The following is a 22,646-nucleotide window of genomic DNA, read 5'->3' as shown; positions in this document are numbered from 1 at the left end:
CTATGGAGTCACGACTTCGGCAACGCACCGACGGACGGCTCGACCGATCCCGCGATCCGGCGATCCTGGACGCCGCCCTGGCGGTTGTTTCCGAAAAGGGTTATGACGCCGCCAATATGAATGACATCGCCGCACGCGCTGGGGTCGGGAAGGCCGCCATCTACCGGCGCTGGGCCTCCAAGGCGGCGCTGGTCACCGACGCGCTCATCTACTGGCGGCCCGATCTGCTCACCAAAGACACCCCGGACACCGGCAGTCTGGCGGGTGACCTCGATGCGCTCATCGAACAGATCGGCCGCAACGACAAGGACCCGGTTCCCAACGACCTGGTGCTGCGCGTGGCCTTGGAAGCCGTCCACGAGCCCGACCTGGCCGCCGCCGTCGACGACCTGGTGCTCGTCAAGGGCAAAGGCTTGGTGGCCAAGATCTTGGCGCAAGCCGCGGCACGCGGGGAAATCGATCCCGACCGGGATTGGTCACTGGTCGCCGACGTCGTCTTGGCGATGGGGCTGCTGCAGGTGGTCCGCGGTCAGACCCTGGACGCCACCTTCGTCCGTCAAGTCCTCGACACGCTGGTCTTGCCGGCACTGCGCGCGCCGTCGCCAGACTGAGATGCCTTACTGGGGGCCCGATGTCACCCCGCGCTCGAAGATTCGGGTGAGTGCCGGCACGATGCTGTGGCGCGGCACGGCGCCGTGTGCAGCCTCGCTGCAGGCTTTGACCAGAAGTCCGAACAGGGCGATACGGATCCATTCCGGGCTCAGCTCCGGGTCGAAGACGCCCTCCTGCTGGCCGCGGACGATGAGGTCGAGGATGGGAGCGGAGTTCGGCAGGTGCTCGGCGGGGATGTCGCGTAGTACGGCGGGGTCGGCGAACAGGAACACGATCCGGTCACCCTCTGGAGCGAGCGTGGTGATCACGCGTCGCATCGCGTCGATCGCCGGGCCCTCAGCAGTCGCCGCGGCGGCGAGGATGTCGCTGATGACGCGGATCGAATCCAGAGTGGCTTCGTAGATCAGCCGTTCCCGGTCGGCGAAATAGCGATGCAGGGTGGAACGGGCGACCTGGGCGGCCGCCGCAATCTCGGGCAGTGTGGCGGTGCGATCACGGGCGAGCACCGATGCCGTCGCGTCCAGGATGGCCGCCCGCGTACGCGACTGCGCACCGGTGAGTTCCGGGCACTCCACATTCATGATTCCCATCATAACCACAGCAACGTCCGTTTGTGGGATGTTGACGTCTCATTAACAGACGTTTAGCATCCCTAATCAGCCGTCCAGGTCCATCTGGCTGCGGCTAACGCGAGCGAGGGATTGGGGGCGGGCGTCAGCGATGAACTGGAATATGTTCGGCACGAACTGGCGTCTGTTCGGCGACTTGGCGGCGATCGTCTTCATAGCGCTGCTGGCCTTCGGCGCCGGCTTGTTCTGGTACATCCGGCGTCTGCAAAGCCGGCCGCCACTGCCGATCAGCGAAGGAATCGGCGCCAGAAGGGCGGTGCTGACCAAACTCCGCAAGCGTCAACCCCTCTCGCCCGATGAGCTGGAGTTCGCGACGCACGCCATCACCGATCTGCGTTCACCGCTGGCATTCTGCATTCCCGCCGCGACGTTCTCGCTGGGCTGTCTCTACGTGCTCGGCAGCCTGGAACAGCTGCACGGCGCCACCCCGTCGGAGCGGACGTTCATCGGGGTGATCCCGATGCTCGGATCGTTGAACATGACAGCTCAGATCGTGCGGGTCAGAAAGCTCAAGAAGCGGCTTCCGGCGGCTTCGGCAGGGGAAGTCGAGTGAGCCCGCAGCCGCGGCGCAGATCTGTGCTGGCGCGAGTCTGGATGCCCCTGGTCGCCGTGATCGCGCTCAGCCTGGGTGCGCTGTCGATGTGGAAGGTCCACCAGATGTCCGCTCCGGGACCGGTTCTGACTGTCAACCCGCCGCAGGCGCCCGAGCAGTTCAACCCGAAGAAGCTCACCTATGAGGTGTTCGGCTCGGTCGGCGACGGCGCCTTGCTTTCCTACCTCGACATCAACTCCCATCCCCACACCGTCGAGTTGGACGCCCTGCCATGGACGCATGACGAGACGACGATGCTGACCGTGGTGTCCGGCAGCATCTCGGTGCAGGTGCGCGGTGACTTCGTCGGCTGCCGGATCCTGGTCGACGACGTGATCCGCGACGAGCACACCAACACCCATGCCAACGCCGACGTCACCTGCCGGGTGAAGTCCGCATGAGCGAGCGTCCCGAGAAGCGGCCCCTGGTCGCGCGCATGGTCCGCCTGCTGGCGATACCGATCATCGTCTGCTGGGGCCTGCTGGCCATGACGACGAACACCTTTGTGCCCCAGGTGGAGAAGGTCGCCGAGGAACTCGCCGGCCCGATGGTGCCGACGTACGCGCCCTCGCAGGCCGCGATGCTGGCCATCGGTGAGAAGTTCGAGGAGTCCACCTCGACCAGCATGACCATGCTGGTGTTGGAGGCGGACCGCCCCCTGGCCGATCAGGACCACCGCTATTACGACGAACTGGTGCGCACGCTGCGCGCCGACACCGAACACGTCCAGTACGTCATGGACACCTGGGGCAAACCGATCACCGCGGCCGGCGCCCAGAGTCTCGACGGCAAGGCCGCCTACGTGCTGCTGCGCCTGGCCGGTGACATCGGCCAGATGCAGGCCAACGACTCCGTTGCCGCCGTGCGGCACACCGTGGCGACTTCCGACCCGCCGGACGGGCTCACGGTCTATGTCAGTGGCGCGGCGCCCCTGGCCGCCGACACGGTGGCGACCGCGAATTCGAGCCTGAACAACATCACGATCGCCACCATCTTCCTGATCATCTTCATGCTGCTGCTGGTTTACCGCTCCTTCATCACCATGCTGGTGCCGCTGTTCGGGGTGTTGATCCTGATGCTGGCCGCCAAGGGGGTCATCGCGACACTCGGGCACTTCGGCTACATCCAGCTGTCGTCGTTCGCGGTCAACATGGTCGTCTCGCTGACGCTGGGTGCGGGGACGGACTACGGCATCTTCTTGATGGGCCGCTATCACGAGGCACGGCTGAACGGCGAAAGCCGCGAAGACGCGTATTACACCGCCTATCGCGGTGTTTCACACGTGATCGTCGGCTCCGGCCTGACCATCGCCGGTGCGGCGTTCTGCCTGAGTTTCGCGCGGCTGAACTACTTCAACACCATGGGGCCGGCGGTGGCGATCAGTATGGTGCTGACCGTCGTGGGCGCCTTGACGCTCGGCCCGGCCATCTTGAGCGTGGGCAGCCTGTTCGGGCTGTTCGATCCGAAACGAACCGTCAAGGCGCGGCTCTACCGCCGGATCGCTACCAGCGTGGTGCGCTGGCCCAAGCCGATCCTGACCGCCAGTGCCGCGCTGGTGGCGGCCGGGGCGGTGTTCGTGCCGACCTATCAGGTCAGCTTCGACGACCGTACCTACCAGCCGCGCAACTCCGCCGCGAATCTGGGATTCGCCGCCGCCGACCGGCACTTCGCCAAGAGCAAGCTGTTCTCCGAGATGCTGATGGTCGAGGCCGATCACGACATGCGCAATTCGGCCGACTTCATCTCGCTGGACCGGGTGGCCAAGGCGCTGATCCGCCTGCCCGGGGTCGCGATGGTGCAGAGCATCACCAGACCGATGGGACGCGCACTCGAGCACGCCTCGCTGCCCTACCTGTTCACCGTGCAGGGCAGCGCCAACGGCCAGCAACTGCCGTTCACCCGGGAACAGAACGCCAACACCGAGAAGCAAGCACAGATCATGGGGCACACCGTCGAGGTTTTGCAGACCACGATCGCGTTGACCCAGAAGCTCTCCGATGAAATGCATTCCACGGTGCTGACCATGGAGGAGATGCAGGCGCTGACCGAACAGATGGATGAGGAGCTGTCCAATCTGGACGATTTCATGAGACCGCTCCGCAGCTACTTCTATTGGGAGCCGCACTGTTACGACATCCCGGTCTGCTGGGCGTTCCGGTCGCTGTGGGACATGATGGACAGCGTCGACAAGCTGGCGGAGAACATCAAGGACGCGGTGTCGTCGCTGGAGGTCGTCGACTCCCTGTTGCCGCAGATGGTCGCACAGCTGAACATCATGGTCGACGACCAGATCGCCCTACGGTCTCTGATCGTGAACACCTACGGCCCCACCAGCATTCAGGCCGAGAACACCGACCAGACTTTCGACGACATGATCAATGTCGGCAATGACTTCGACGCCTCCCGCAGCGACGACTTCTTCTACATACCCCGGCCTGCTTTCGACAACGAGGACATCAAGACCGGCATGCAGCTGATGATGTCTCCGGACGGCAAGGCCGCCCGATTCATCGTCACCCATGAGGGCAACGCCATGGGTCCCGAGGGTATCGAGCATGTCGAGAGGTTCCCCGACGCCATCAAGATCGCGCTCAAGGAGACCTCGTTAGCCGGCGCGAAGATCTACATCGGCGGATCCGGCTCGAACAACAAAGACATTCAGCAATACTCACGATCGGATCTGCTGATCGCCGCGATCGCAGCCTTCGTGTTGATCTTCCTGATCATGCTGGTCATCACCCGAAGCCTGGTGGCGGCGTTGGTGATTCCCGGAACCGTGGCGTTCTCCTACGCCGGGGCGTTCGGGCTGTCGGTGTTGATCTGGCAGCACCTGATCGGTCTGCATCTGCACTGGCTGATCCTGCCGCTGACCTTCATCATCCTGGTGGCCGTCGGATCGGACTACAACCTGCTGTTGATCGCCCGGCTCAAAGAGGAACTTCCGGCCGGGCTGAACACCGGCCTGATCCGGGCGCTGGGCAGTACCGGCGGGGTGGTCACGTCGGCGGGCCTGGTGTTCGCCTTCACCATGCTGGCCATGCTCGCCAGCGATCTGCGCACCATCGGCCAAGTCGGCTCCACCGTCTGCATCGGCCTGTTGCTCGACACCCTGATCGTGCGGTCGTTCATCGTGCCGTCGCTGGTGCGGATGTACGGGCCGTGGTTCTGGTGGCCGACGATCGTGCGGCAGCGGCCACTGCGGCAGCGGCCCGCTAGACCCGCGGCGCAGATCGCGGGCCCAGACCGGCAATGATGTGGTCGCTGACGAAGCGGCGCACGGCGCGGGGATTGTCCAGATTCACCCGCATCGGCGGAAGCAGCTCGAAGCTGAACAGTATCCGCACGATCCATTCACCGGCGCGGCCCGCGTCGAGGGTGCCGTCCACTTCACCTCGGCGTTGCGCGGCGCGCACCAGGGGCATCCACAGCGCCACGGAGCGCTGCATCAAGTCGTCGCCGCCGTGTTCCAGCAACAGGACCAGCACGCTCTGATTGATCGTGCGCGGCTCAGCGGCCGATCTGCGACGATGCGCGGAAATCAGGACAGCCGCGGCCGCGACCTGCTCGGCCAGGGTGCCCAACTCGTTGACCTCGGCGGCCATCGTCTCGATGAACGCCGCGGACAGCTGGTCGAGCGCCGCGGCGATGGCCTCATCGCGGGTGCCGAAGGCGTTGTGCACGGTGCCGCGTGACACGTCCGCCGTTTCGGCGACCGCGGTGAGGCTGAAGCGCCGGGGACCGAGCTGGCGCAGGGTCTCGGTGGCAGCCATGAGCAGTGGCGGCGGGAGCGTCTTCGGTCCTTTTTCACCAGGCACTTGCACACATTATCGATATGTGTACAAATTGATCAACATCACTTCAGCCGTGTCGGGCGCCACGAACAAGGGAGTTGGCTGTGTATGACCTCACGATCACCGGTGGCACCGTCGTCGACGGGACCGGGGCGGACCGCTACCTCGCCGACGTCGGTGTCCGGGACGGGCGGATCGTGGCGGTCCACCGCCGCACCGGAACCGATGATCCGGGTCTGACCGGTGACGCGGCCGAAACGATCGACGCCACCGGCAAAGTCGTCGCACCGGGCTTCGTCGACATCCACACCCACTACGACGGACAGGTCAGCTGGGACAACCTGCTGGAACCGTCCAGCGGCCACGGCGTGACGACGGTTGTCACCGGCAATTGCGGCGTCGGTTTCGCCCCGGTCCGGCCGGGCCGCGAGGAGTGGCTGATCAAGCTGATGGAGGGTGTCGAGGACATTCCGGGCACCGCGCTGACCGAAGGCATCACTTGGGGATGGGAGAGCTACCCCGAGTACCTCGACGTACTCGACCGCCAGAGCCTCGCCGTCGACGTCGGAAGCCAAGTGGCGCACGGAGCGATTCGCGCCTATGCGATGGGCGACCGTGGTGCCCGCAACGAGCCGGCCACCCCCGACGACATCGCGGCCATGAGCCGACTGGTCCAGGAGGCGATCGAGGCTGGGGCACTGGGCTTTTCGACGTCTCGCACGTTGGCGCACCGGGCGATGGACGGCGAGCCGGTGCCGGGCACCTTCGCCGCCGAAGACGAACTGTTCGGAATGGGCCGGGCGATGGCCGCCGGTGGCCAGGCGGTCTTCGAGCTGGCCCCGCAGGGGGCGGCCGGTGAGGACATCATCGCGCCGAAGAAAGAACTCGAATGGATGCAGCGCCTCGGCGCCGAGATCGACCGGCCGGTGTCGTTCGCACTGATTCAGGTCGACGCCGACCCGAACCTGTGGCGCGAGCAGCTCGACATCTCCGCGGCCGCACATCAGGCCGGCAGTGCGCTGTATCCGCAGATCGCCGCGCGTCCCTTCGGCATGCTGCTGGGCTTTCCCGGGCATCACGCCTTTACCCACCGGCCCACCTATCGGCGGTTGAAGCAAGAATGCCGCCGCGACGAACTGGCGCAGCGGCTCGCCGATCCGGCTGTCAAGGCGGCGATCCTGTCCGAAGAGGATCTGCCCGTCGACGCCGCGGTGCAGTTCGACGCCATGTTCGCGCTGGTGCAGCACTCGCTGCACCGCATCTACGACCTGGGCGACCCGCCGGACTACGAGCCCACGCCGGACCGCTCGGTCGCGGCGATCGCCGCGGCGCGCGGCGAGGATCCGTTGGCAACCCTGTATGACCTGATGCTGGCGGCCGACGCCGGCGCGATGCTGATGCTGCCGTTCTTCAACTACGCCGACGGCAACCACGACGCGATCAGGGAGATGCTCACCCACCCCGCCGGTGTGCTCGGGCTTTCGGATGGTGGCGCGCACTGCGGAATGATCTGCGACGCTTCCTATCCCACCTACCTGCTCACACACTGGGCGCGCGACCGGCATCGCGGCGACAAGCTGCCCCTGGAGTATGTGGTGCGCAAACAGTGCCGGGACACCGCGCAGCTGTTCGGCCTCAACGATCGCGGGGTGATCGAGGTCGGCAAGAAGGCCGACATCAACGTGATCGACATGGAGTCGCTGACCCTGCATCCGGCTCGGATGGCTTATGACCTCCCGGCCGGCGGGCGCCGTCTGCTGCAGGGGGCGAGCGGGTATGTTGCGACGATCGTCAGCGGTACCGTCACCCGGCGCAACGGCGCCGACACCGGTGCGCGGCCGGGGCGGCTGGTGCGCGGAGCGCGCCAGTAAGACTGGAAGGGAATCAACAGTTGTCTCGGATGCACCCGTGTGAGCAGGTCGGCCTCGACTTCCTCGAGCGCGCCCCGCAGCGGTTCAGCAACAGCGTCGACCTGGCCGTGACGCCCGACGAGATCTGGGAGGTGCTGGCCGACGCCGAAGCCTGGCCACACTGGGCGTCGGTGATCACCAAGGTGACCTGGACCAGCCCCGAGCCGCATGGTGTCGGCACCACCCGGCTCGTGGACATGCGGGGAGGAATCGTCGGCGATGAGGAGTTCCTGGCCTGGGAACCGGGACGGCACATGGCATTTCGCTTCAACGCGAGCTCGACCTCGGCGCTGGCGGTGTTCGTCGAGGACTACATCATCGAGCCGACCGCCCAGGGCTGCCGGCTCACCTGGACGCTGGCCAATCGGCTGACCGGCCCTGCAGCGTGGTTCTCGCCGATCAGCGGGCCGTTGATGAATCTGGGGTTTCGCCGATTCCTGGCCAACCTGCGCCGCTATACCGACCAGCGGTTCGCGACGGCGGACCGCGGGTAGATGAGCGCGTCCGGATGGTCACCGGAGCAGGGTGCTCCGCAGGCCGGCCGGGTAGCGGTCGTGACCGGGGCCAACACCGGGGTCGGCCTGGAAGTCGCGCGGGGGCTGGCGATCCTCGGCGCCACGGTCGTGCTGGCCTGCCGCAAAACCGACGCGGCCACGGCGGCCCGGCAAGACATTCTGCAGTCGGCTCCGGCCGCGCGCGTCGACGTGGTTCGTCTGGACGTCAGTGACCTGGCCTCGGTGCGGGCTTGCGCGGATGAGCTGCGGGCGCGCTATCCCGTCATCGACATCCTGGTCAACAACGCCGGTGTCATGCATCAGACTCGGCAGCTGACGGTGGACGGCTTCGAGGGTGACTTCGGCACGAACTTCCTCGGGCCGTTTGCGCTGACGGGACTGCTGCTGGATCGGGTGCTCGCCTCCGCGGCGGGACGGATCATCGCGGTGAGCAGCAAGACCCACCGCAGTGGCCGGATCGCGTTCGACGATCTGCAGTTGGCGAAGTCGTTCACCCCCGCGGTGGCCTACACCCAGTCCAAGCTTGCCCAATTGATGGCCACCTTCGAACTGCAGCGGCGGCTGGAATCGTCTGCCAGCCCGGCGATCGCGCTGGCGGCGCACCCCGGGGGCACCCGCACCTCGATCCTGCGTGAGCAGTCCCGGGCGGTCCGCTGGGTGTTCAACAGCCGGTCTCGCTATGTGACGGGGTGGTTCACCCAGGGGCCGGCCGAGGGGGCGCTGCCGATGTTGCGGGCAGCGACCGACCCGGCCGCCATGGGCGGTCAGTTCTACGGCCCGGGCGGGCGTTTCGAGCAGATCGGCCCGCCGGTGTTGGTTCGGGCCGCCGGCCGAGCCTGTGACCCCGACGCGCAGCGGCGGTTGTGGACCGTCGCCGAAGAGCTCACCGGGGTCACCTACTCGCTGACGCGCGATCCGGCGTAGCGCTGCGCGCTGCGCTCACCGCCGGGGCGATCCACCGGCGCAGCAGACGCCGCAGTTCTTCGCCCGATGCCGGCAGCGGTGCCAGGATGAACGACTGCAATGTGCGCAGCACCATCTCGATGATGTCGTCGATGCCCTGATCGTCGAAGCCGGTCCAGTCGACATCCAGGCGCTCCAGCAGGGAGTGCCCGAAGCTTCGGCCGGTGTCGGTGGTGACGGTGACGGCGAAGGCGCTGGCCTGTTGGGTGCGCAGCAGCAGACCGACATAAGGGTCGTGGGGGAGGCGTTCCAGGGTGAGCGCGATGCCCTCGGCGACGGCTTCGCCGGGATCGGTCATTCCGGCCAGCGCTTCGGCGAGCTGGTCCAGAAAGGCGCCGGCGCCGTCGGCCGCGGTGGCCGTCAGCAGCTCCTCGGTGCTGGGGAAATAGCGGTAGACCGTCTGCCGGGTGACGCCGAGGGTGCGTGCGACGTCGGCGATGCTGGTCTGCTCGCCGCGTTCGTCGATGGTCTGGCGGGTGGCCCGCAGAATCCGTGCCACCGCCTCCTCGTCGCTCGCGGGCACATTCCCGCCCCAACCGCGGGTACGCATCAGAACCGCAGTGCCGGAGTGCGCCGCCGATTCATAGCCGGAACGGTAACCCCGGGCGCCGCCCGCCGGCGCAACGCCCGCTGTTGACCGCGTCGTGTCCCGAATGCTAAGCAGGTGCACAGCATCTCTACCGGTACTACGCGGGCTGGTGCACCAAGCTCAACGGCAGCAGCTACCAGGTGCAGATGGAGGGCGGGGTCAACAGCACCTACGCCAACATGCACGCCTACACCTTGAAGGAACCGTACGGCGTGGTGGGCCTGATCTATCCCTGGAATGGCCCGCTGTTCAACGCCTGCGCCAAGGTCGCCCCGGCGCTGGCGGCCGGCTGCAGCAGCGTGGTGAAGCCGGCGGAGGAGACGCCGCTGTCGGCGGTGCTGCTGGAACGGCTGATCGCCCAAGCCGGGGTTCCCGACGGCGTCACCAACTTCGTCATCGGCTATGGCGCCACGGCCGGTGCGGCGATCACCAGCCACCCCGATGTGGAGAAGGTCGCGTTCACCGGATCGACGGATGTCGGCAAGGAGATCATGCGCAACTCCGCGGACAACCTGAAGAAGGTGACGCTGGAGTTGGGCGGCAAATCCCCGGTGCTGATCTACGAAGACGCCGACCTGGACATGGCAATCATGATGGCCGCGATGGGTATCTTCGTGCACTCCGGTCAGGGCTGTGTCTGCGGCTCCCGGATCTTCGTGCAGCGCAGCGTCTATGAGCGCGTCGTCGCGGGCATCGCGATGATCGGGGAAAACTTGGTACTCGGCGGGCCCAAGGACGAGGGCGCCATGATCAGCCCACTGGTCAGCGCCAAGCAACTCGAGCGCGTCATGGGCTACATCGACCAGGGGCGCAAGGACGGCGTCGAGGTGGTGTCCGGCGGATACCGGGTGGACCGCAAGGGCTACTTCGTGAAGCCGACCGTGCTGACCAACATCGACCCGGCCACCAGCCGGCTGTACCGGGAAGAGATCTTCGGGCCGGTGGTCACCATCTTGCCGTTCGACGACGACGACGAGGCCGTGGCGATGGCCAATGACACCAGCTACGGCCTGGCGGCCACGGCGTGGACCACCAACCTGGCTCGCGCCCACAACCTGGGCAAGCGCCTGCAGGCCGGCACCGTGACGTTGAACTGCCAGCTGGTCTTCGATCACAACGTGCCCTTCGGCGGCTACAAGCAGTCCGGTATGGGCCACGAGTTCGGCTACGAGGGCATCGACGGCTATCTGAAGACCAAGTCGATCTGGGCGGCGCTGTAGAGGTCAGCGCGGCAGATTGGGCCACCACACTCGATCGCCGATCAGTGCGAACAGCGCCGGAATCACCAAGGTGCGAACGACGAACGTATCCAACAGGATTCCAAGACCGACGATGATGCCCAGCTGGGTCAGCACGATCAACGGCAGCACCCCGAGCACGCAGAACACCGCGGCCAGCACGATGCCGGCACTGGTGATGACCCCGCCGGTGGCCGACACCGCGCGCACCATGCCGCCGCGGGTGCCGTGTGTGGGGGTCTCCTCGCGGGCACGGGTCACCAGGAAGATGGTGTAGTCCACTCCCAGCGCTACCAGGAACAGGAACGCGAACAGCGGAGTGCTGTTGTCCAGCGCCGGAAACCCGAACAGGTGCAGGCTGGCCCAGCAACCCAACCCGAGCGCGGCGACCGCGCTGAGCACCGTCGCCGCCACCAGGACAGGCGGGGCCAACACCGCCCGAAGCAGCACGAACAACACGGTGAGCACCACCAGCAGGATCAGCGGGATCAGTACCGTGCGGTCGCGCACCGCCCCGTCGCGGACATCGAGGGCCTGTGCGTCGGCGCCACCCACCAACGCCCGCGCGTCCGCCGCACGAACCGAATCTCGAAGTCCGGCAATGGTGCTGAAAGCCGCATCGGTCGCCGGTGCGGCGTTGAGCACCACCGACCACATGGTTCGTCCGGTCTCGGAGACACCCGTCTGGACCACCGAGACGACGCCCGGGACCGCGGTGATCGCCTGCTTGAGTTGCCGAGACCGGGCGGTGGGGCCGATCACGACCGTCGGACTCGCGGCGCCGTCCGGAAAGTGTTCTGCCAGCGTATCGAAGCCGGTCACCGAGTCGGCCTGCAACCGGAACTGCTCAGTCTGCGACAACCCGATTTTGGCACCCAGCAGTCCCGCCGCCGACACCGCCAGAACCGCGACCGCCGCTGTGCACACCACGGCCGGGCGGCGCGAAACGGCATCGGCGACGCGGTGCCACGGGCCGGCGGGCGTGTCCGCGTCGCCCGTAGCTTGAGGAATAAACGGCCAGAACACCTTTCGGCCGAACAGTGCCAGCAGCGGGGGCAGCAGAAACAACACGAACACCGCGGCCACCACCAGCCCGCAGCTGGCGCAGATCCCGAGACTGCGGGTGCTCGGAGTGACCGCCAAGACCAACGTGAGCAGAGCCAGCACCACGGTGGCGTTGCTGGCCAGGATCGCCGGGGCCGCGGCGGCCACCGCGCGGCGTAGAGCCACCCGATGCTCGTGCTCGGTGCGCAGTTCTTCCCGGTAGCGCGAAATCAGCAGCAGCGCATAGTTGGTCCCGGCCCCGAAGACCAGCACGCTGGTGATGCCCGCGGTGGAGCCGTCAAAGGTCACCCCCGCGGCGCGCGCGACATCGGACCCCACCACGGTGGCCACCCGATCCGCGAACGCGATCACCATCAGCGGCACCAGCCACAACACCGGCGAGCGGTAGGTGACGATCAACAGCAGCGCCACCACCAGCGCGGTGACCGCCAACAGGGTGACGTTGGCGCCGGTGAAGGCGTCGGCGATGTCGGCGCCGAACGCCGGCCCGCCGGTGATGTGGGTCGACAGCGTCGGTGGCAGACCGTCGGCGGCAGCGGCCCGCAAGGCCTTGACCGCATCGGTGAGCCCGAAACCGGACAACTCGGCGTTCAACGGCACCGTGGCCAGGGCCGCCTGGTGGTCGGTGGACGGCAGCACCGGCGGGGCCGGCCCGGTGAGCACCTGGGGCACCTTCGTCATACGGTCGCGGGCCGCAGTCACCGCCGCGAGGTCGTCTGGTGTCAACGGCGCACCGTCGGTGCGGGTGGCGACCAGCAGCGCGGTCGCCTGCTCCCCGCCGGCGAAGGTGGACAGCGCCGCGGCGGCGCGGGCTGATTCGGCGCTGGCCGGCAGTGACTCGGGCGATTGGGTGGCGGCGCCGTTGTCGTTGCTGAGCACCATCAGCGCGACGGCGATCAGGATCGGCACCAGCGCAACGAGCCAGGATCGGCGGCCGCTGACGGCGGCGGACAATCGCTCCCAAACCATCCGGCGAGCATCGCACGAAACTTTGGCCGAACAACCGGATGCGCTCTGATCGCCTACTGTGAGGCTCGTGACCAGCAGTGCGAAGACGGCGATCTCGCGCCGCATCTTCCTGCGCGGTGCCGCCTGGGCGGTGCCGGTCTTCGGCGCCGCGCTCGCCGGCCCGCGTGCACTGGCGGCGCCGGCCGGCTCACCCGGGTGCGGCGATCCGTACCAGGTGGTCGACAACTGCGCTGTGGAGTTGCCGGAGGAATTCAGCTGGACCAGCTTCTCCACCACCAGGGCGATTGGCGGCGGCACCAACTACTCCATCCAGTTCACCACCAGGATTCAGCCCGGGCCGCCGGTACCGGCGGAAGCCACCGGCTACCGCATCGACAGCCTCAGCATCGCCGGCACCAAACCGGACGGTTCGGCGTTTTCGGTGGTGCCGTCGCTCGGTGAGACCGGTGAGCGGGCAATCTGGATCCGGACACTCGACTCATCGCTCGGTTTCGTGCTGGATGTGCCCTGGGATGCCAAGCAGTTGGTCCGCAGGTTCGCCTACACCTACAACGTGGTCTACCTCAATTTATCCACCGAGATTCAAACCTGTACCTACGTGACGACGATGCAACTCGCCAACAACGGAGCCGTCGACGGCGGGGTCGGGTCGGTGGCGTTCTCTCCGCCGCGGTTGACCTCCTGCGCCGCCTGAGGTCAGCAGGCCGGGATCGGCTGATCGTCGTCGCGGTGCCCGAAAACACCGAAGCTGTCGACCAGTTGCGCCGATGGCTCGGGAGACCAGTCCCATCCGGCGATCTGATTGCGGGAGCGTCTGCTGAACAGGCCGCGCATCAGCTCGTAGCCGTCGGCCCGCAAAGTGGTCACGGATTCTCCGGAGCCGCAACGCCATTGCTGTCCCAGCTCATCGCTGATCACCAGCGTCGCGGTGTCGCCTAGCAGCCGGCCAGGCAGGCGACCCAACACGTCCAGGAATGGCTGCCAGTGCTCGCGGTCGGTTCGCGGTAGGCCCAACGCCTCGCAGAGGTCTCCTTCGTGGCAGATCACGTCCGCGGCCAGGTTCGGGCCGGTGAACCGTTCGGGCAGACTCGCTTCGGCCGCCGGGGAGGCGTGCTCCCACTCGTCGAGCAGGTCGCCGACCGTGCGTTCGCGTCGTTCGGCGACGTGCCGTGCGGTCCAGTATTCACCCGGCGCGCCGTCGAGCCGCTGCGCCAAGACGTCAGCGGCGCCACCGGCCAGGTGTGCCAGCACGTCGTGCACCGACCAGCCCGGAGTCGCCGGAACCGGAATGCGCAGCTGGTCATCGGTGAGTCCGGCGGCCAGGGTGCTGATCCTGCCGCGCGCGGCCCGGTATATGGCGTCAAGCATGGGAGCCTCCGGTGTCGTGGCGCCGGTGCGTCATGACGCGAATCCCGTGCCGCGCAGGTTGGCCAGCAGGATGCGGGCCAGCAGCACCGGATCGCGCAACCGTGATGGGGAATCCACCAGGTTGCGCACTCGTAGGAACCGCTCGGTCACGGCGATGTCGCGGGACGCGGCGGTCCCCACCGCCTCGGTGAACCACCCGCCCAGTCGGCGGCGGATCGGGTGCGGGCGATCGTTGGCCACGGGACGATCCTGGGCTGCGTTCGCCGCCCAGATCGGTGCGATCTGGGTGGCCGCCGCGCGGAAGAAGCGCTGCGACAGGTCTGGCCCACCCTCTGCCAGACAGTCGCGCAGGGCCAGCGCCTGCAGTGCCGCCACCGTCATGCCTTGCCCGTGCAGCGGATTGAGCCGGCAGAGGCCGTCGCCGATCACCACCAGCCCTTCGGGGAAGCGCGGCATCTGGTGGTAGCGGTGCCACCGTGCCCCGGTGTCATGGGAGACCGCGATGTCGCCGACCGGTGTGGCGTCGCGCAACCCAGCCATGATCGATGCCGGGAGAATCTGCTTGGCCGCGACCTGCATGGCGGTGAAGGTCCTTGGGGGAGAGCCATAGTCGCTGTGCCGAGCAATCGACAGCATCCAGGTGTCGTGCTCGTAGGCCACCAGCAGCAGACCGGGATAGGCGCGCCCCTGGTTGACGAAGACCATCTGGTCGTCGAGCAGTCCGGGCGGGATGCGTAGGAGCTGGCTGGAGTAGGCCCAAGCGGGGCGAAGGCGGTGATCCGGCACGCAGCCGAACCCGTTTGCCGCCAGGAATTCGGCAGTCCGCGAGGCTCGTCCGGTCGCGTCGATGACGAGGTCGGCGTGCAGAACCTGGGTGAGCTTGTTGTCCCGATTCGTGACCCGCACACCGCGAACGACGCCCCGATCGTGCACCGGCTCGACCGCGTCGTGGCCGTCGAGAAACGCGACGTTACTGAGCTTGTCGACGCGCCGGCGGACGTGGAACTCCATGAACGGCCGGCTCGCGCTGTAGATCGCCAGGGCCTGGGGATCGGCGAGCGTGCCGGTGCGGTTGAGCTCATGGCGGCCGATGCGGGCGTAGCGCCCAGACAGATCGCCGTTGTCGATCACCACCGCGCCGGCGGCGGCCAGCTCGTCGAGGATCCCGGGAAACAGTTCGCCGAGGATGCCCGTGCCTCGGGTCAGGAAGCTGTGCAGATGCCGTCCCTGCGGGACCCCTCTGCGCTGGGCCGGGTGATCGGGGAGCCGATCGCGGTCCACGACGGTGACGGAGTCGTAGGACTCCGACGCCACTCGGGCCGCCAGCAACCCGGCTATCCCGGCTCCCAACACCACCGCTGACGTACCCGAACTGACCATCGCAAGCCCCTCTCCGTGACGCAAGGGACCCACGATACAGGAAAATTAAGAAAAATAAGAGTATCTTGGCGTAACAGTAAGATTCCTAGCCCGCCGGGACGGGTGGCGGCGCCATCGGAAGTGTCGGTGTCGATGCGAAGACCTGCGGCGTTGGCGCGGCGGCGACGCTGTCCGCACGGGCGGGGGACGGCGGCTCAGCCGGGATCGGCGCCGGCCGCCGGTGGACGTTGATCGGCCACCAGAACCACCGGCCGAGCAGCGCCGCGATCGACGGAGTGATCAGGCTGCGGACGATGAACGTGTCGAACAGCAGGCCCAGCCCGATGGTGGTGCCGATCTGGCCGACAGACCGCAGGTCGCTGGCGATCATCGCGATCATGGTGAAGGCGAACACCATGCCGGCTGCGGTCACCACCTTGCCGGTGGCGCCCATCGCCCGGATCAGCCCGGTGCGCAGCCCCGTCGCGGTCCCGCGGTAGATCTCCTCCTTCATCCGCGAGACCACCAGCAGGTTGTAGTCCGACCCGACCGCCAGCAGCACGATCACGCTCATCGCGATCACCAGCCACTGCAACTCAATGCCGAACACGTACTGCCACAACAGCACCGACAGCCCGAACGAAGATGCCAGCGACAGCACCACGGTGCCCACGATCACGATCGAGGCCACCAGCGCCCGGGTGATCAGCAGCATCACCACGAAGATCAACACGATGGCCGCGATCGCCGCGATCAACAGGTCGTAGTGCGCACCGGTCTGGATGTCGGCGTAGGTGGCGGCGGTGCCGCCCAGATAGAACTTCGCCTTGGCCAGCGGGGTGCCCTTGACGGCTTCCTTGGCGGCTTGGAGCTCGGCGCCGACGTGCGAGATGCCCTCGACGGTCGCCGGGTCGGTGTCGTGGGTGATCAGGATGCGGGCCGCAGAGCCGTCCGGCGACATCATCAACTCCATCCCGCGCTGAAAGTCGGGACTGTCGAACGCCTCCGGCGGCAGGTAGAACATGTCGTCGTTTTTGGCGTCGTCGAACACCTGGCCCATCACCGCTGCGGTGTCGGTCATCTGCTCGAGCTGCGTCACCACCTGGCTGAAGCTGCTGTGCATGGTCAGCATCAGGTCACGCATGGTGGTGGTGATGGCGATCATCGGCGGGATCTGATCGGCGATCTGCGGGGTGATCCCGTCGACCCGGTCCAGCTGCTGGGCCAGCGTGGCGGTGTTCTCCGCCAGTTGGTCGAAGCCGTCGGTGGCGTCGAACGCCGAGCGGAACGCATTGCAGATGCCGATGTTGAAACAGTGCGGCTCCCAATAGAAATAGTTGCGCAACGGGCGGAACTGGTCGTCGAAGTCGGCGATGCGGTCGCGGACCTCGGCCATGGTGCCTTCCATCTCGTGGGTCGCCTCGTCGGTGCCGTGCGTGGCATCGGAGAGCTGCACGGTCAGTCCGTGCAGCCGGTCCATCACCGCGACCATCGACGAGAGCTGGTCGGCCATCGTCTGGGTGTCATCGAGGCGCGCCTTGAGGAACTGCAGATTCTCGGCCATCGTGACGCCTTGCGCGCTGATCTGAAACGGCACCGATCCGTGTTCCATGGGCGGTCCCAGCGGGCGAGTGATGCTCTGCACCCGTTCGATGCCCGGCACCCGGAAGATGTTGCGCGCGATGCGGTCCAGCACCAGCATGTCGCGGGGATTGCGCATGTCGTGATCCGACTCGACCATCAGCATGTCGGGGTTCATCCGCGCGGAGCTGAAGTGCTTCTCGGCTGCGGCGTAGCCGATGTTGGACGGGACGCCGGCCGGGATGTAGTGCCGGTTGTCGTAGCTGGTCTTGTAACCGGGCAACACCAGAACGCCCACGGCCGCAACGGCACTGGCGGCGGCCAGAATCGGCAGCGGCCAGCGCACCACGGCGGTGCCCACCTTGCGCCAGCCGCCGGTCTTGGTGACCTGCTTGGGGTCGAGCAGCCCGAACCGGCTGCTGACCGCAAGCACCGCCGGCGCGAAGGTCAGCCCCATCGCCAGGATGGTGAACATGCCCAGCGCGCACGGCACCGCCAGGGTGTTGAAGTAGTTCAGCCGGGTGAAGTGCAGGCACAGCATCGCCCCGGCGATCGTCAACCCGGAGCCCAGGATGACGTGGCTGACGCTGGACAGCGTTGTGTTCTGGGCGGTGTCGCGGTCTTCGCCGGCATTGCGTGCCTCGTGGTGGCGCCCGATCAGGAAGATCCAGTAGTCGGTTCCGGCGGCGATGGCCAGCGCGGTGAGGATGCTGACCACGAATGTCGAGATCGCGAAGACGTGGGAGTTGCTCAGTACCGCGATCAGCCCGCGGGCCACGCTCATCTCGGTGACCACCACCAGTAGCCCGATCAGTGTGGTCGCGATCGAGCGGTAGACCACCAGCAGCATCACCGCGATGACGGCCATGGTGATACCGGTCATCTTCACCATCGAGGCGTCACCGGCCTCGTTGGTGTCGGCGACCAGCGCCGCCTGACCGGTCACATAGGAGCGCAGTCCCGCCGGCGGGTCGGACCCCTCGACGATCTCGCGCACCGCGTCCACCGACTCCACGCCCTGCGCCGAGCCCTGATTGCCCGCCAGATGCACCTGCACGTAGGCGGCCCGGCCGTCCTCACTCTGCGAGCCCGCCGAGGTGACCCGGTCGCCCCAGAAGTCCTGCACGTGTTCGACGTGGGCGGTGTCGGCTCGCAGGGTCGCCACCAGCCGGTCGTAGTACTGGTGGGCGTCGGACCCCAACTCGGCATCGCTCTCCAGCACGATCATCAGCACGCTGTCGCTGGTGAACTCACCGAACTTCTCGCCGATGTGCTTCATCGCGATCACCGACGGCGCGTCCTGCGGGGAGAGCGAGACGGCGTTGCGGGCACCGACGACCTCCAGCTGCGGCACTAGCAGGTTGGTCGCGGCGGCCGCGGCGAGCCAGAACAGGATGATCGGGATGGCGCACGCGCGGATCAGCCGCGGGAACCGAGGTGCTCCTGTGCCGGTCGCGCTGTGGTGGCTGCTCATGCCGCTTTCACCACGCAGAAGGTGGCGGCGCTGTGGCCGTCGGCCCGGTGCTCGTCGCGCAGCTCTCCGTTGACGGTGATCCGGCAGCCCAGTTCGTGGCTGTCGCCCTGGGCGATGACGTTGGCGAACACGCTCGGCTGCGTGGTGGTCAGCGTCAGCGACCAGGGCAGCGAGTGGAACTGGGCTTCCTGGGACTGGGCGCGCTCATCGACGTAGCTGACCAGGCCCGACGTCGATGCGGGGCCGTAGAGCTCGTAGGTGACGTACTTCGGCACGGTGGAGACGATCTCGCCACCGGTGCCCCCGGCAACCGCCGCCCCGGCTGCGCCGAACACGCCGTGGAACCGGTAGATGACCAGTCCGCCGATCGCGGCGACGGGGATGATCACCAGCACGATCCACAGCCGTTCGAGCGGTCCGCGAAGCTTTTTCATTGCGCTCATAGCCGTTAACCTTACGATCGTAAAGAAACGAGTGTAAAGTTAAATGGTGCCAGCTCACACTTGCGCGGAAGATGTGTTATGCAGAACGCAAGTGAGGGCAACTAACAAACCGTTAGGATCACCGCGTGCCCACTCCCCCTCGTCGGCGCAATTTGCGAGGTCACGGCGCGCTGCTGCGCGACGAGATCCTGGCTGCCGCTGTTCGGGTCATCGACGGCGCGGACAGCGAAGCCGAGGTTTCGCTGCGGCGCATCGCCCGGGAGGCCGGTATCGCCGCGCCCTCGGTGTACGCACACTTCGACGACCTGGAGCGGGTGCTCGAGGCGGTAGCCGAGTCGAGCTGGGTTCAGGTCTCCGACGAGATCGCCGAGCACGTCCAGCAAGCCACTGACCCGCGGGAACGTCTGCTCATCGGCTGCCGGGTGTATGTGTCGTTCGCGCAGCGCCATCCGCTGCGCTACGCCCTGATGACCCAGGACGGCCACGCCCCGCCTGCGGCTCGCCGGGCGCTGGCCGTCGTGACCCGAGGATTGCTGGCCTGTCGCGGTGAGACGCCGGATTCGGCGTCGGACCCCGATTCCGACCGGATCGCCGCGGCGTTGTCGGTGGCGCTGCACGGCGTCGCGATGCTGCATCGCACCGACACACCGAATCTGTGGCTCAGTAATTTCAGCACCGACGAGGTGATCGGAACGCTGGTTGACGGTGCGACGCTACTGCTGGCCGAGGCCGAACGCGTCTGAGTTGACGACCACGGTGAGCTGTCCGTGGCCACTGTGGAAGCCCTCGCGACTTACAGGCAATTTTCATTGAATGCTCAGCTCGGGCGGTCATAGGCTTGGCGATATCGAGTTTTTCTGCCGCGTCCCGAGGACATGCCATGCGTACAGCGCTTCGTCCCTATGCCACCGCCGGTGTCACCCTGATCGGCGCCGGAATGCTCGCCGCGACACCGGTGGTGTCGGCTGGGCCTGAACTGGTATTACGAGCGGTACAGCTGGCCGCCGGCCAAGATGTGGGTCTGGTCGTCGGCGGCACCGGCACCCCCATCCCGGGACCCGACTACATCGCCGGTGGCGACGCCTACATCCAGCGGATTCTGCCGGGCGCCGTCTCACAGGGTGTGTTCACGCCCGAGGGCGGATCGCCGATCTATACCGGGGTCAAGAGCCTGCCGTTCGACACCTCGTTCGCTCAGGGCACCACCATCCTGACCAGCGACATCGAACAGCAGGTCGCGCTCGGCAACACCGTCGCCGTCTACGGCGAATCGCAGAGCTCGACCATCTCCGGAATGGTGATGCCCCACCTGCAACAGGACGGCGTCGCCGCCGACGCGGTCAAGTTCGTGCTGGTCGGTGACCCGAGCAACCCCGACGGCGGGCTGCTGGAGCGCTTCGAGGGGCTGAGCCTGCCGAGCCTGGGCATCACCTTCAGTGGCGCGACCCCGCCGGACACCATCTACGACACCACCATCTACACCCAGGAGTACGACGGCTTCGCCGACTTCCCCAAGTTCACGCTGAACTTCCTGGCCGACCTCAACGCGTTCCTGGGCATCGAGTACGTGCATCCCACCTATCAGGATCTGACGCCCGACCAGCTCAACAACGCGATCCTGCTGCCGACCACCGAGGGCTACGACGGCAAGACCACTTACTACATGGTCCCGATGGCCGACGATCAGGTGCTGCCGCTGCTGCGGCCCTTCGAGGGCATCCCGGGAATCGGCAAAGCGCTGGTCGACCTGCTGAACCCGGCCCTGACGCAGATCGTCAACCTGGGCTACGACAATCCCGACAATCAGGGCTGGGACGTCGGCCAGGCCAACGTGCCCACCACGTTTGGGCTGTTCCCGTCGACCGAGCAACTGACCACGGCGATGAACAACATGGGCCCCGCTCTGCAGGAGGGCTTCCAGGCGTTCCTCAACGACCTGGAGCACCCAGCGGCGGCCGATCCGTCGTCGATGGTCGGCGATCTGGTGTCCGGCAGCACGCCGTCGTTCACCGATATCGTCAACGGGCTGTCCTCGGCGTTCTCGCAGGCCTACGCCACGCTGCTGCCGACCGCCGACATCCTCACCGCGCTGACGCTCAACCTGCCGGCCTACGCCGCCACCCTGTTCACCGACAACATCGCGACCGATCCGCTGGACGCTTTCGGCCTGCCGCTCGCGGCGAGCACGGGCTTGATGACCCTGGCTGCGGGCATCGAATTCATGGTGCTGCAGGAAACCGCCTCGTCCATCAGCAGCACCCTGCAGGACCTGTTCTGATCGTCGTCTGACTGAGGCGCCCGGTCGAGCGTGACTTTGGCGACGCGTCCACGGCGTGTCACGTCGTGAGTTTCACACTCGCGCGTGGAGCCGGCGGCTTGAGCGCTAGCCGCCGCTGGGAGCGGGGGCCGGCGGCCGAGCCGTCGGCACGAAGCCCTTCAAGACATCGGGCAGGCCCACCGATTGCTGCGGTACCGGCGCGCAGGTGGGCGGGCATTCGGTCAGCTGCCAGGTCTGGCAGCGGTCGGTCCGGAACGCGGTGTCACTCGGCTCGATCAGCACGACTTGCGGCTTCTTGGTCATCGCGCTGTCGAGGGTCTTGTCGCCGCCGATGCGGCGCCAGTAGCAGGCCGCCCCGTCACGCGGCCCGTCGGAGCGGTAGGTGCCGGGCACGATGTCCTTGCCGACCGCGTAGGTGCCGTCGCCGTCGATCACCTGCTTGGGCGCGGGCGGGGGAGCAGGGGTCGGATCAGCCCCGGCGATCCCCGTGGCCGTCCAGCCTGTCCAGGCCGTGGCCAGCATGACCGCCGCGGTCCCGGCCAGCTTGTTCGGTCTCATACCAGGCGAGGGTACCTACGGCCGCAGCGTTACGGCTTGACGCCGACCGTGATCAGATCCGACACCACCAGCGTCCAGGCCGGACGCGCCACGCGATGCTGGTCCGGAACGGTGAAACCGGCGTCGGTGAACAGCGTGCGCATCTCGGCCGGCGTCGGCTGGCGCGCCGGATTCCACCGGATCCCGGTCAGCGCCTTGAGCGGATCGGACAGCCGGGGGCTCATCCCCGTGACCGCCGCCATTCCGCCCGGCGCCAACACTCGGTAGAACTCCCGCAACGCGGCCGGTTGGTTGAAGAAGTGGAACGCCGAGCTGGTGACCACCGCATCCAGCGCCCCGTCTTCGAACGGCAGCGCTTCGGCCGGGCCGGTCAGCCAGTGCACGCGCGACGAGCGCTCCCGTGCCTCGTTGAGCATGCCGTCGGACATGTCCACCCCGTAGACCGCCTCGGGGGACAGCTCACGTTCGATACGGTCGGCCAGGATGCCGGTGCCGCAGGCGATGTCGGCCACCCGGGCCGGCTTGCGCGAGCGCAGCGCGGCAATCAGCTCGTCCTGGGCCGGACGATAGACCCAACGTTGGAGGAAGCGGGTGTCATAGGCCGGAGCGGCGAAGCTCCAGAACCGGGTGACGACGTCATTGAACGCTTGGCGCGGAGCTTGAGACGACATGGCGTGAAATCTACCGCCAGCGCTCCGGCAAGTGCGCCCTG

At 67.0% G+C, this 22,646-nt stretch carries 20 protein-coding genes and 1 pseudogene; 11 read left to right on the top strand and 10 right to left on the bottom strand.

All coding sequences use genetic code 11. From position 1 onward, the window contains the following. Positions 1 to 2 precede the first annotated feature (2 nt). Complete coding sequence (locus ABW16_RS10895) at positions 3 to 611, top strand: TetR/AcrR family transcriptional regulator (protein WP_047319185.1); 609 nt, start codon at positions 3 to 5, stop codon at positions 609 to 611. A gap of 6 nt (positions 612 to 617) precedes the next feature. Here the strand turns inward: ABW16_RS10895 and ABW16_RS10890 are convergent, their stop codons facing one another. Beyond that, the gene (locus ABW16_RS10890) at positions 618 to 1,193 is read right to left on the bottom strand and encodes a TetR/AcrR family transcriptional regulator (RefSeq protein WP_082134066.1); all 576 of its coding nucleotides are present in this window, start codon (positions 1,191 to 1,193) and stop codon (positions 618 to 620) included. Positions 1,194 to 1,332: 139 nt separating this feature from the next. Here ABW16_RS10890 and ABW16_RS10885 point away from each other — a divergent pair, with 139 nt between their 5' ends. Genes ABW16_RS10885 through ABW16_RS10875 form a run of 3 tightly spaced genes read left to right on the top strand, consistent with a single transcriptional unit; the run spans position 1,333 to position 5,086 of the window. Next, the gene (locus ABW16_RS10885) at positions 1,333 to 1,794 is read left to right on the top strand and encodes a hypothetical protein (RefSeq protein ID WP_047319184.1); all 462 of its coding nucleotides are present in this window, start codon (positions 1,333 to 1,335) and stop codon (positions 1,792 to 1,794) included. Beyond that, the gene (locus tag ABW16_RS10880; RefSeq protein ID WP_047319183.1) at positions 1,791 to 2,234 is read left to right on the top strand and encodes an MmpS family transport accessory protein; all 444 of its coding nucleotides are present in this window, start codon (positions 1,791 to 1,793) and stop codon (positions 2,232 to 2,234) included. Before ABW16_RS10885 ends, ABW16_RS10880 begins: the two co-directional genes overlap by 4 nt. 35 nt (positions 2,235 to 2,269) lie before the next feature. Then, on the top strand, positions 2,270 to 5,086 hold the full coding sequence (locus ABW16_RS10875; protein ID WP_412178198.1) for an MMPL/RND family transporter: 2,817 nt from the start codon (positions 2,270 to 2,272) through the stop codon (positions 5,084 to 5,086). Here ABW16_RS10875 and ABW16_RS10870 read toward each other — a convergent pair. Continuing rightward, complete coding sequence (locus tag ABW16_RS10870) at positions 5,046 to 5,648, bottom strand: TetR/AcrR family transcriptional regulator (RefSeq protein ID WP_052956846.1); 603 nt, start codon at positions 5,646 to 5,648, stop codon at positions 5,046 to 5,048. The two genes, ABW16_RS10875 and ABW16_RS10870, sit on opposite strands and share 41 nt — an antisense overlap. 80 nt (positions 5,649 to 5,728) lie before the next feature. Here ABW16_RS10870 and ABW16_RS10865 point away from each other — a divergent pair, with 80 nt between their 5' ends. The 3 genes from ABW16_RS10865 to ABW16_RS10855 are packed head-to-tail and all read left to right on the top strand — an operon-like array spanning position 5,729 to position 8,973. Then, positions 5,729 to 7,495: an N-acyl-D-amino-acid deacylase family protein gene (locus ABW16_RS10865; RefSeq protein WP_047319180.1), complete on the top strand. Its 1,767-nt coding sequence runs from the start codon at positions 5,729 to 5,731 to the stop codon at positions 7,493 to 7,495. 29 nt (positions 7,496 to 7,524) lie between these two features. Beyond that, positions 7,525 to 8,028 carry an SRPBCC family protein gene (locus ABW16_RS10860; protein WP_047319179.1) on the top strand — a complete coding sequence of 168 codons (504 nt, stop codon included), beginning with the start codon at positions 7,525 to 7,527 and terminating at the stop codon, positions 8,026 to 8,028. Then, entirely contained in the window at positions 8,029 to 8,973 is a 945-nt protein-coding gene (locus tag ABW16_RS10855) for an oxidoreductase (protein ID WP_047319178.1), read from the top strand. Here the strand turns inward: ABW16_RS10855 and ABW16_RS10850 are convergent. Further along, positions 8,942 to 9,562 (bottom strand): TetR/AcrR family transcriptional regulator, encoded by a 621-nt coding sequence (locus ABW16_RS10850; protein WP_047319177.1) that lies wholly within the window; start codon positions 9,560 to 9,562, stop codon positions 8,942 to 8,944. The two genes, ABW16_RS10855 and ABW16_RS10850, sit on opposite strands and share 32 nt — an antisense overlap. 128 nt (positions 9,563 to 9,690) lie before the next feature. Here ABW16_RS10850 and ABW16_RS10845 point away from each other — a divergent pair. Next, a pseudogene (locus ABW16_RS10845) lies at positions 9,691 to 10,821 on the top strand (aldehyde dehydrogenase family protein); the annotation flags it as partial. Positions 10,822 to 10,824: 3 nt separating this feature from the next. On the opposite strand, the gene ABW16_RS10840 reads toward ABW16_RS10845, so the two are convergent. Then, positions 10,825 to 12,873, bottom strand: a complete 2,049-nt coding sequence (locus ABW16_RS10840) for an MMPL family transporter (RefSeq protein WP_047319176.1) — start codon at positions 12,871 to 12,873, stop codon at positions 10,825 to 10,827. 67 nt (positions 12,874 to 12,940) lie between these two features. Between ABW16_RS10840 and ABW16_RS10835 the strand changes: the two genes are divergently transcribed. After that, complete coding sequence (locus ABW16_RS10835) at positions 12,941 to 13,567, top strand: hypothetical protein (protein ID WP_047319175.1); 627 nt, start codon at positions 12,941 to 12,943, stop codon at positions 13,565 to 13,567. A 2-nt stretch (positions 13,568 to 13,569) separates the two neighbouring features. Here the strand turns inward: ABW16_RS10835 and ABW16_RS10830 are convergent, their stop codons facing one another. The 4 genes from ABW16_RS10830 to ABW16_RS10815 all read right to left on the bottom strand — a co-directional run bounded on the left by ABW16_RS10830 (position 13,570) and on the right by ABW16_RS10815 (position 19,098). Beyond that, on the bottom strand, positions 13,570 to 14,241 hold the full coding sequence (locus tag ABW16_RS10830) for a maleylpyruvate isomerase family mycothiol-dependent enzyme (protein WP_047319174.1): 672 nt from the start codon (positions 14,239 to 14,241) through the stop codon (positions 13,570 to 13,572). A gap of 30 nt (positions 14,242 to 14,271) precedes the next feature. Continuing rightward, the gene (locus ABW16_RS10825) at positions 14,272 to 15,621 is read right to left on the bottom strand and encodes an FAD-dependent oxidoreductase (protein ID WP_047319173.1); all 1,350 of its coding nucleotides are present in this window, start codon (positions 15,619 to 15,621) and stop codon (positions 14,272 to 14,274) included. A gap of 85 nt (positions 15,622 to 15,706) precedes the next feature. Then, a complete protein-coding gene (locus tag ABW16_RS10820) occupies positions 15,707 to 18,655 on the bottom strand; it encodes an MMPL/RND family transporter (RefSeq protein ID WP_082134054.1) in 2,949 nt (982 codons plus the stop codon). Continuing rightward, entirely contained in the window at positions 18,652 to 19,098 is a 447-nt protein-coding gene (locus tag ABW16_RS10815) for an MmpS family transport accessory protein (RefSeq protein ID WP_230987306.1), read from the bottom strand. Before ABW16_RS10815 ends, ABW16_RS10820 begins: the two co-directional genes overlap by 4 nt. A 125-nt stretch (positions 19,099 to 19,223) precedes the next feature. Here ABW16_RS10815 and ABW16_RS10810 point away from each other — a divergent pair, with 125 nt between their 5' ends. Beyond that, positions 19,224 to 19,841: a TetR/AcrR family transcriptional regulator gene (locus ABW16_RS10810; protein ID WP_230987304.1), complete on the top strand. Its 618-nt coding sequence runs from the start codon at positions 19,224 to 19,226 to the stop codon at positions 19,839 to 19,841. A 137-nt stretch (positions 19,842 to 19,978) separates the two neighbouring features. After that, positions 19,979 to 21,376, top strand: a complete 1,398-nt coding sequence (locus tag ABW16_RS10805) for a PE-PPE domain-containing protein (RefSeq protein ID WP_047319171.1) — start codon at positions 19,979 to 19,981, stop codon at positions 21,374 to 21,376. Between the two features lie 105 nt (positions 21,377 to 21,481). Here ABW16_RS10805 and ABW16_RS10800 read toward each other — a convergent pair whose 3' ends face one another. Together ABW16_RS10800 and ABW16_RS10795 are read right to left on the bottom strand one after the other, a co-directional pair. Beyond that, positions 21,482 to 21,934 (bottom strand): hypothetical protein, encoded by a 453-nt coding sequence (locus tag ABW16_RS10800; RefSeq protein WP_047319170.1) that lies wholly within the window; start codon positions 21,932 to 21,934, stop codon positions 21,482 to 21,484. A 29-nt stretch (positions 21,935 to 21,963) separates the two neighbouring features. Next, a complete protein-coding gene (locus ABW16_RS10795; protein WP_047319169.1) occupies positions 21,964 to 22,605 on the bottom strand; it encodes a class I SAM-dependent methyltransferase in 642 nt (213 codons plus the stop codon). Positions 22,606 to 22,646: the final 41 nt, after the last annotated feature.

The sequence above is a fragment of the Mycolicibacter heraklionensis genome, assembly GCF_001021505.1.
Lineage (GTDB): Bacteria > Actinomycetota > Actinomycetes > Mycobacteriales > Mycobacteriaceae > Mycobacterium > Mycobacterium heraklionense.
This window is presented reverse-complemented; position numbering and strand designations above follow the sequence as displayed.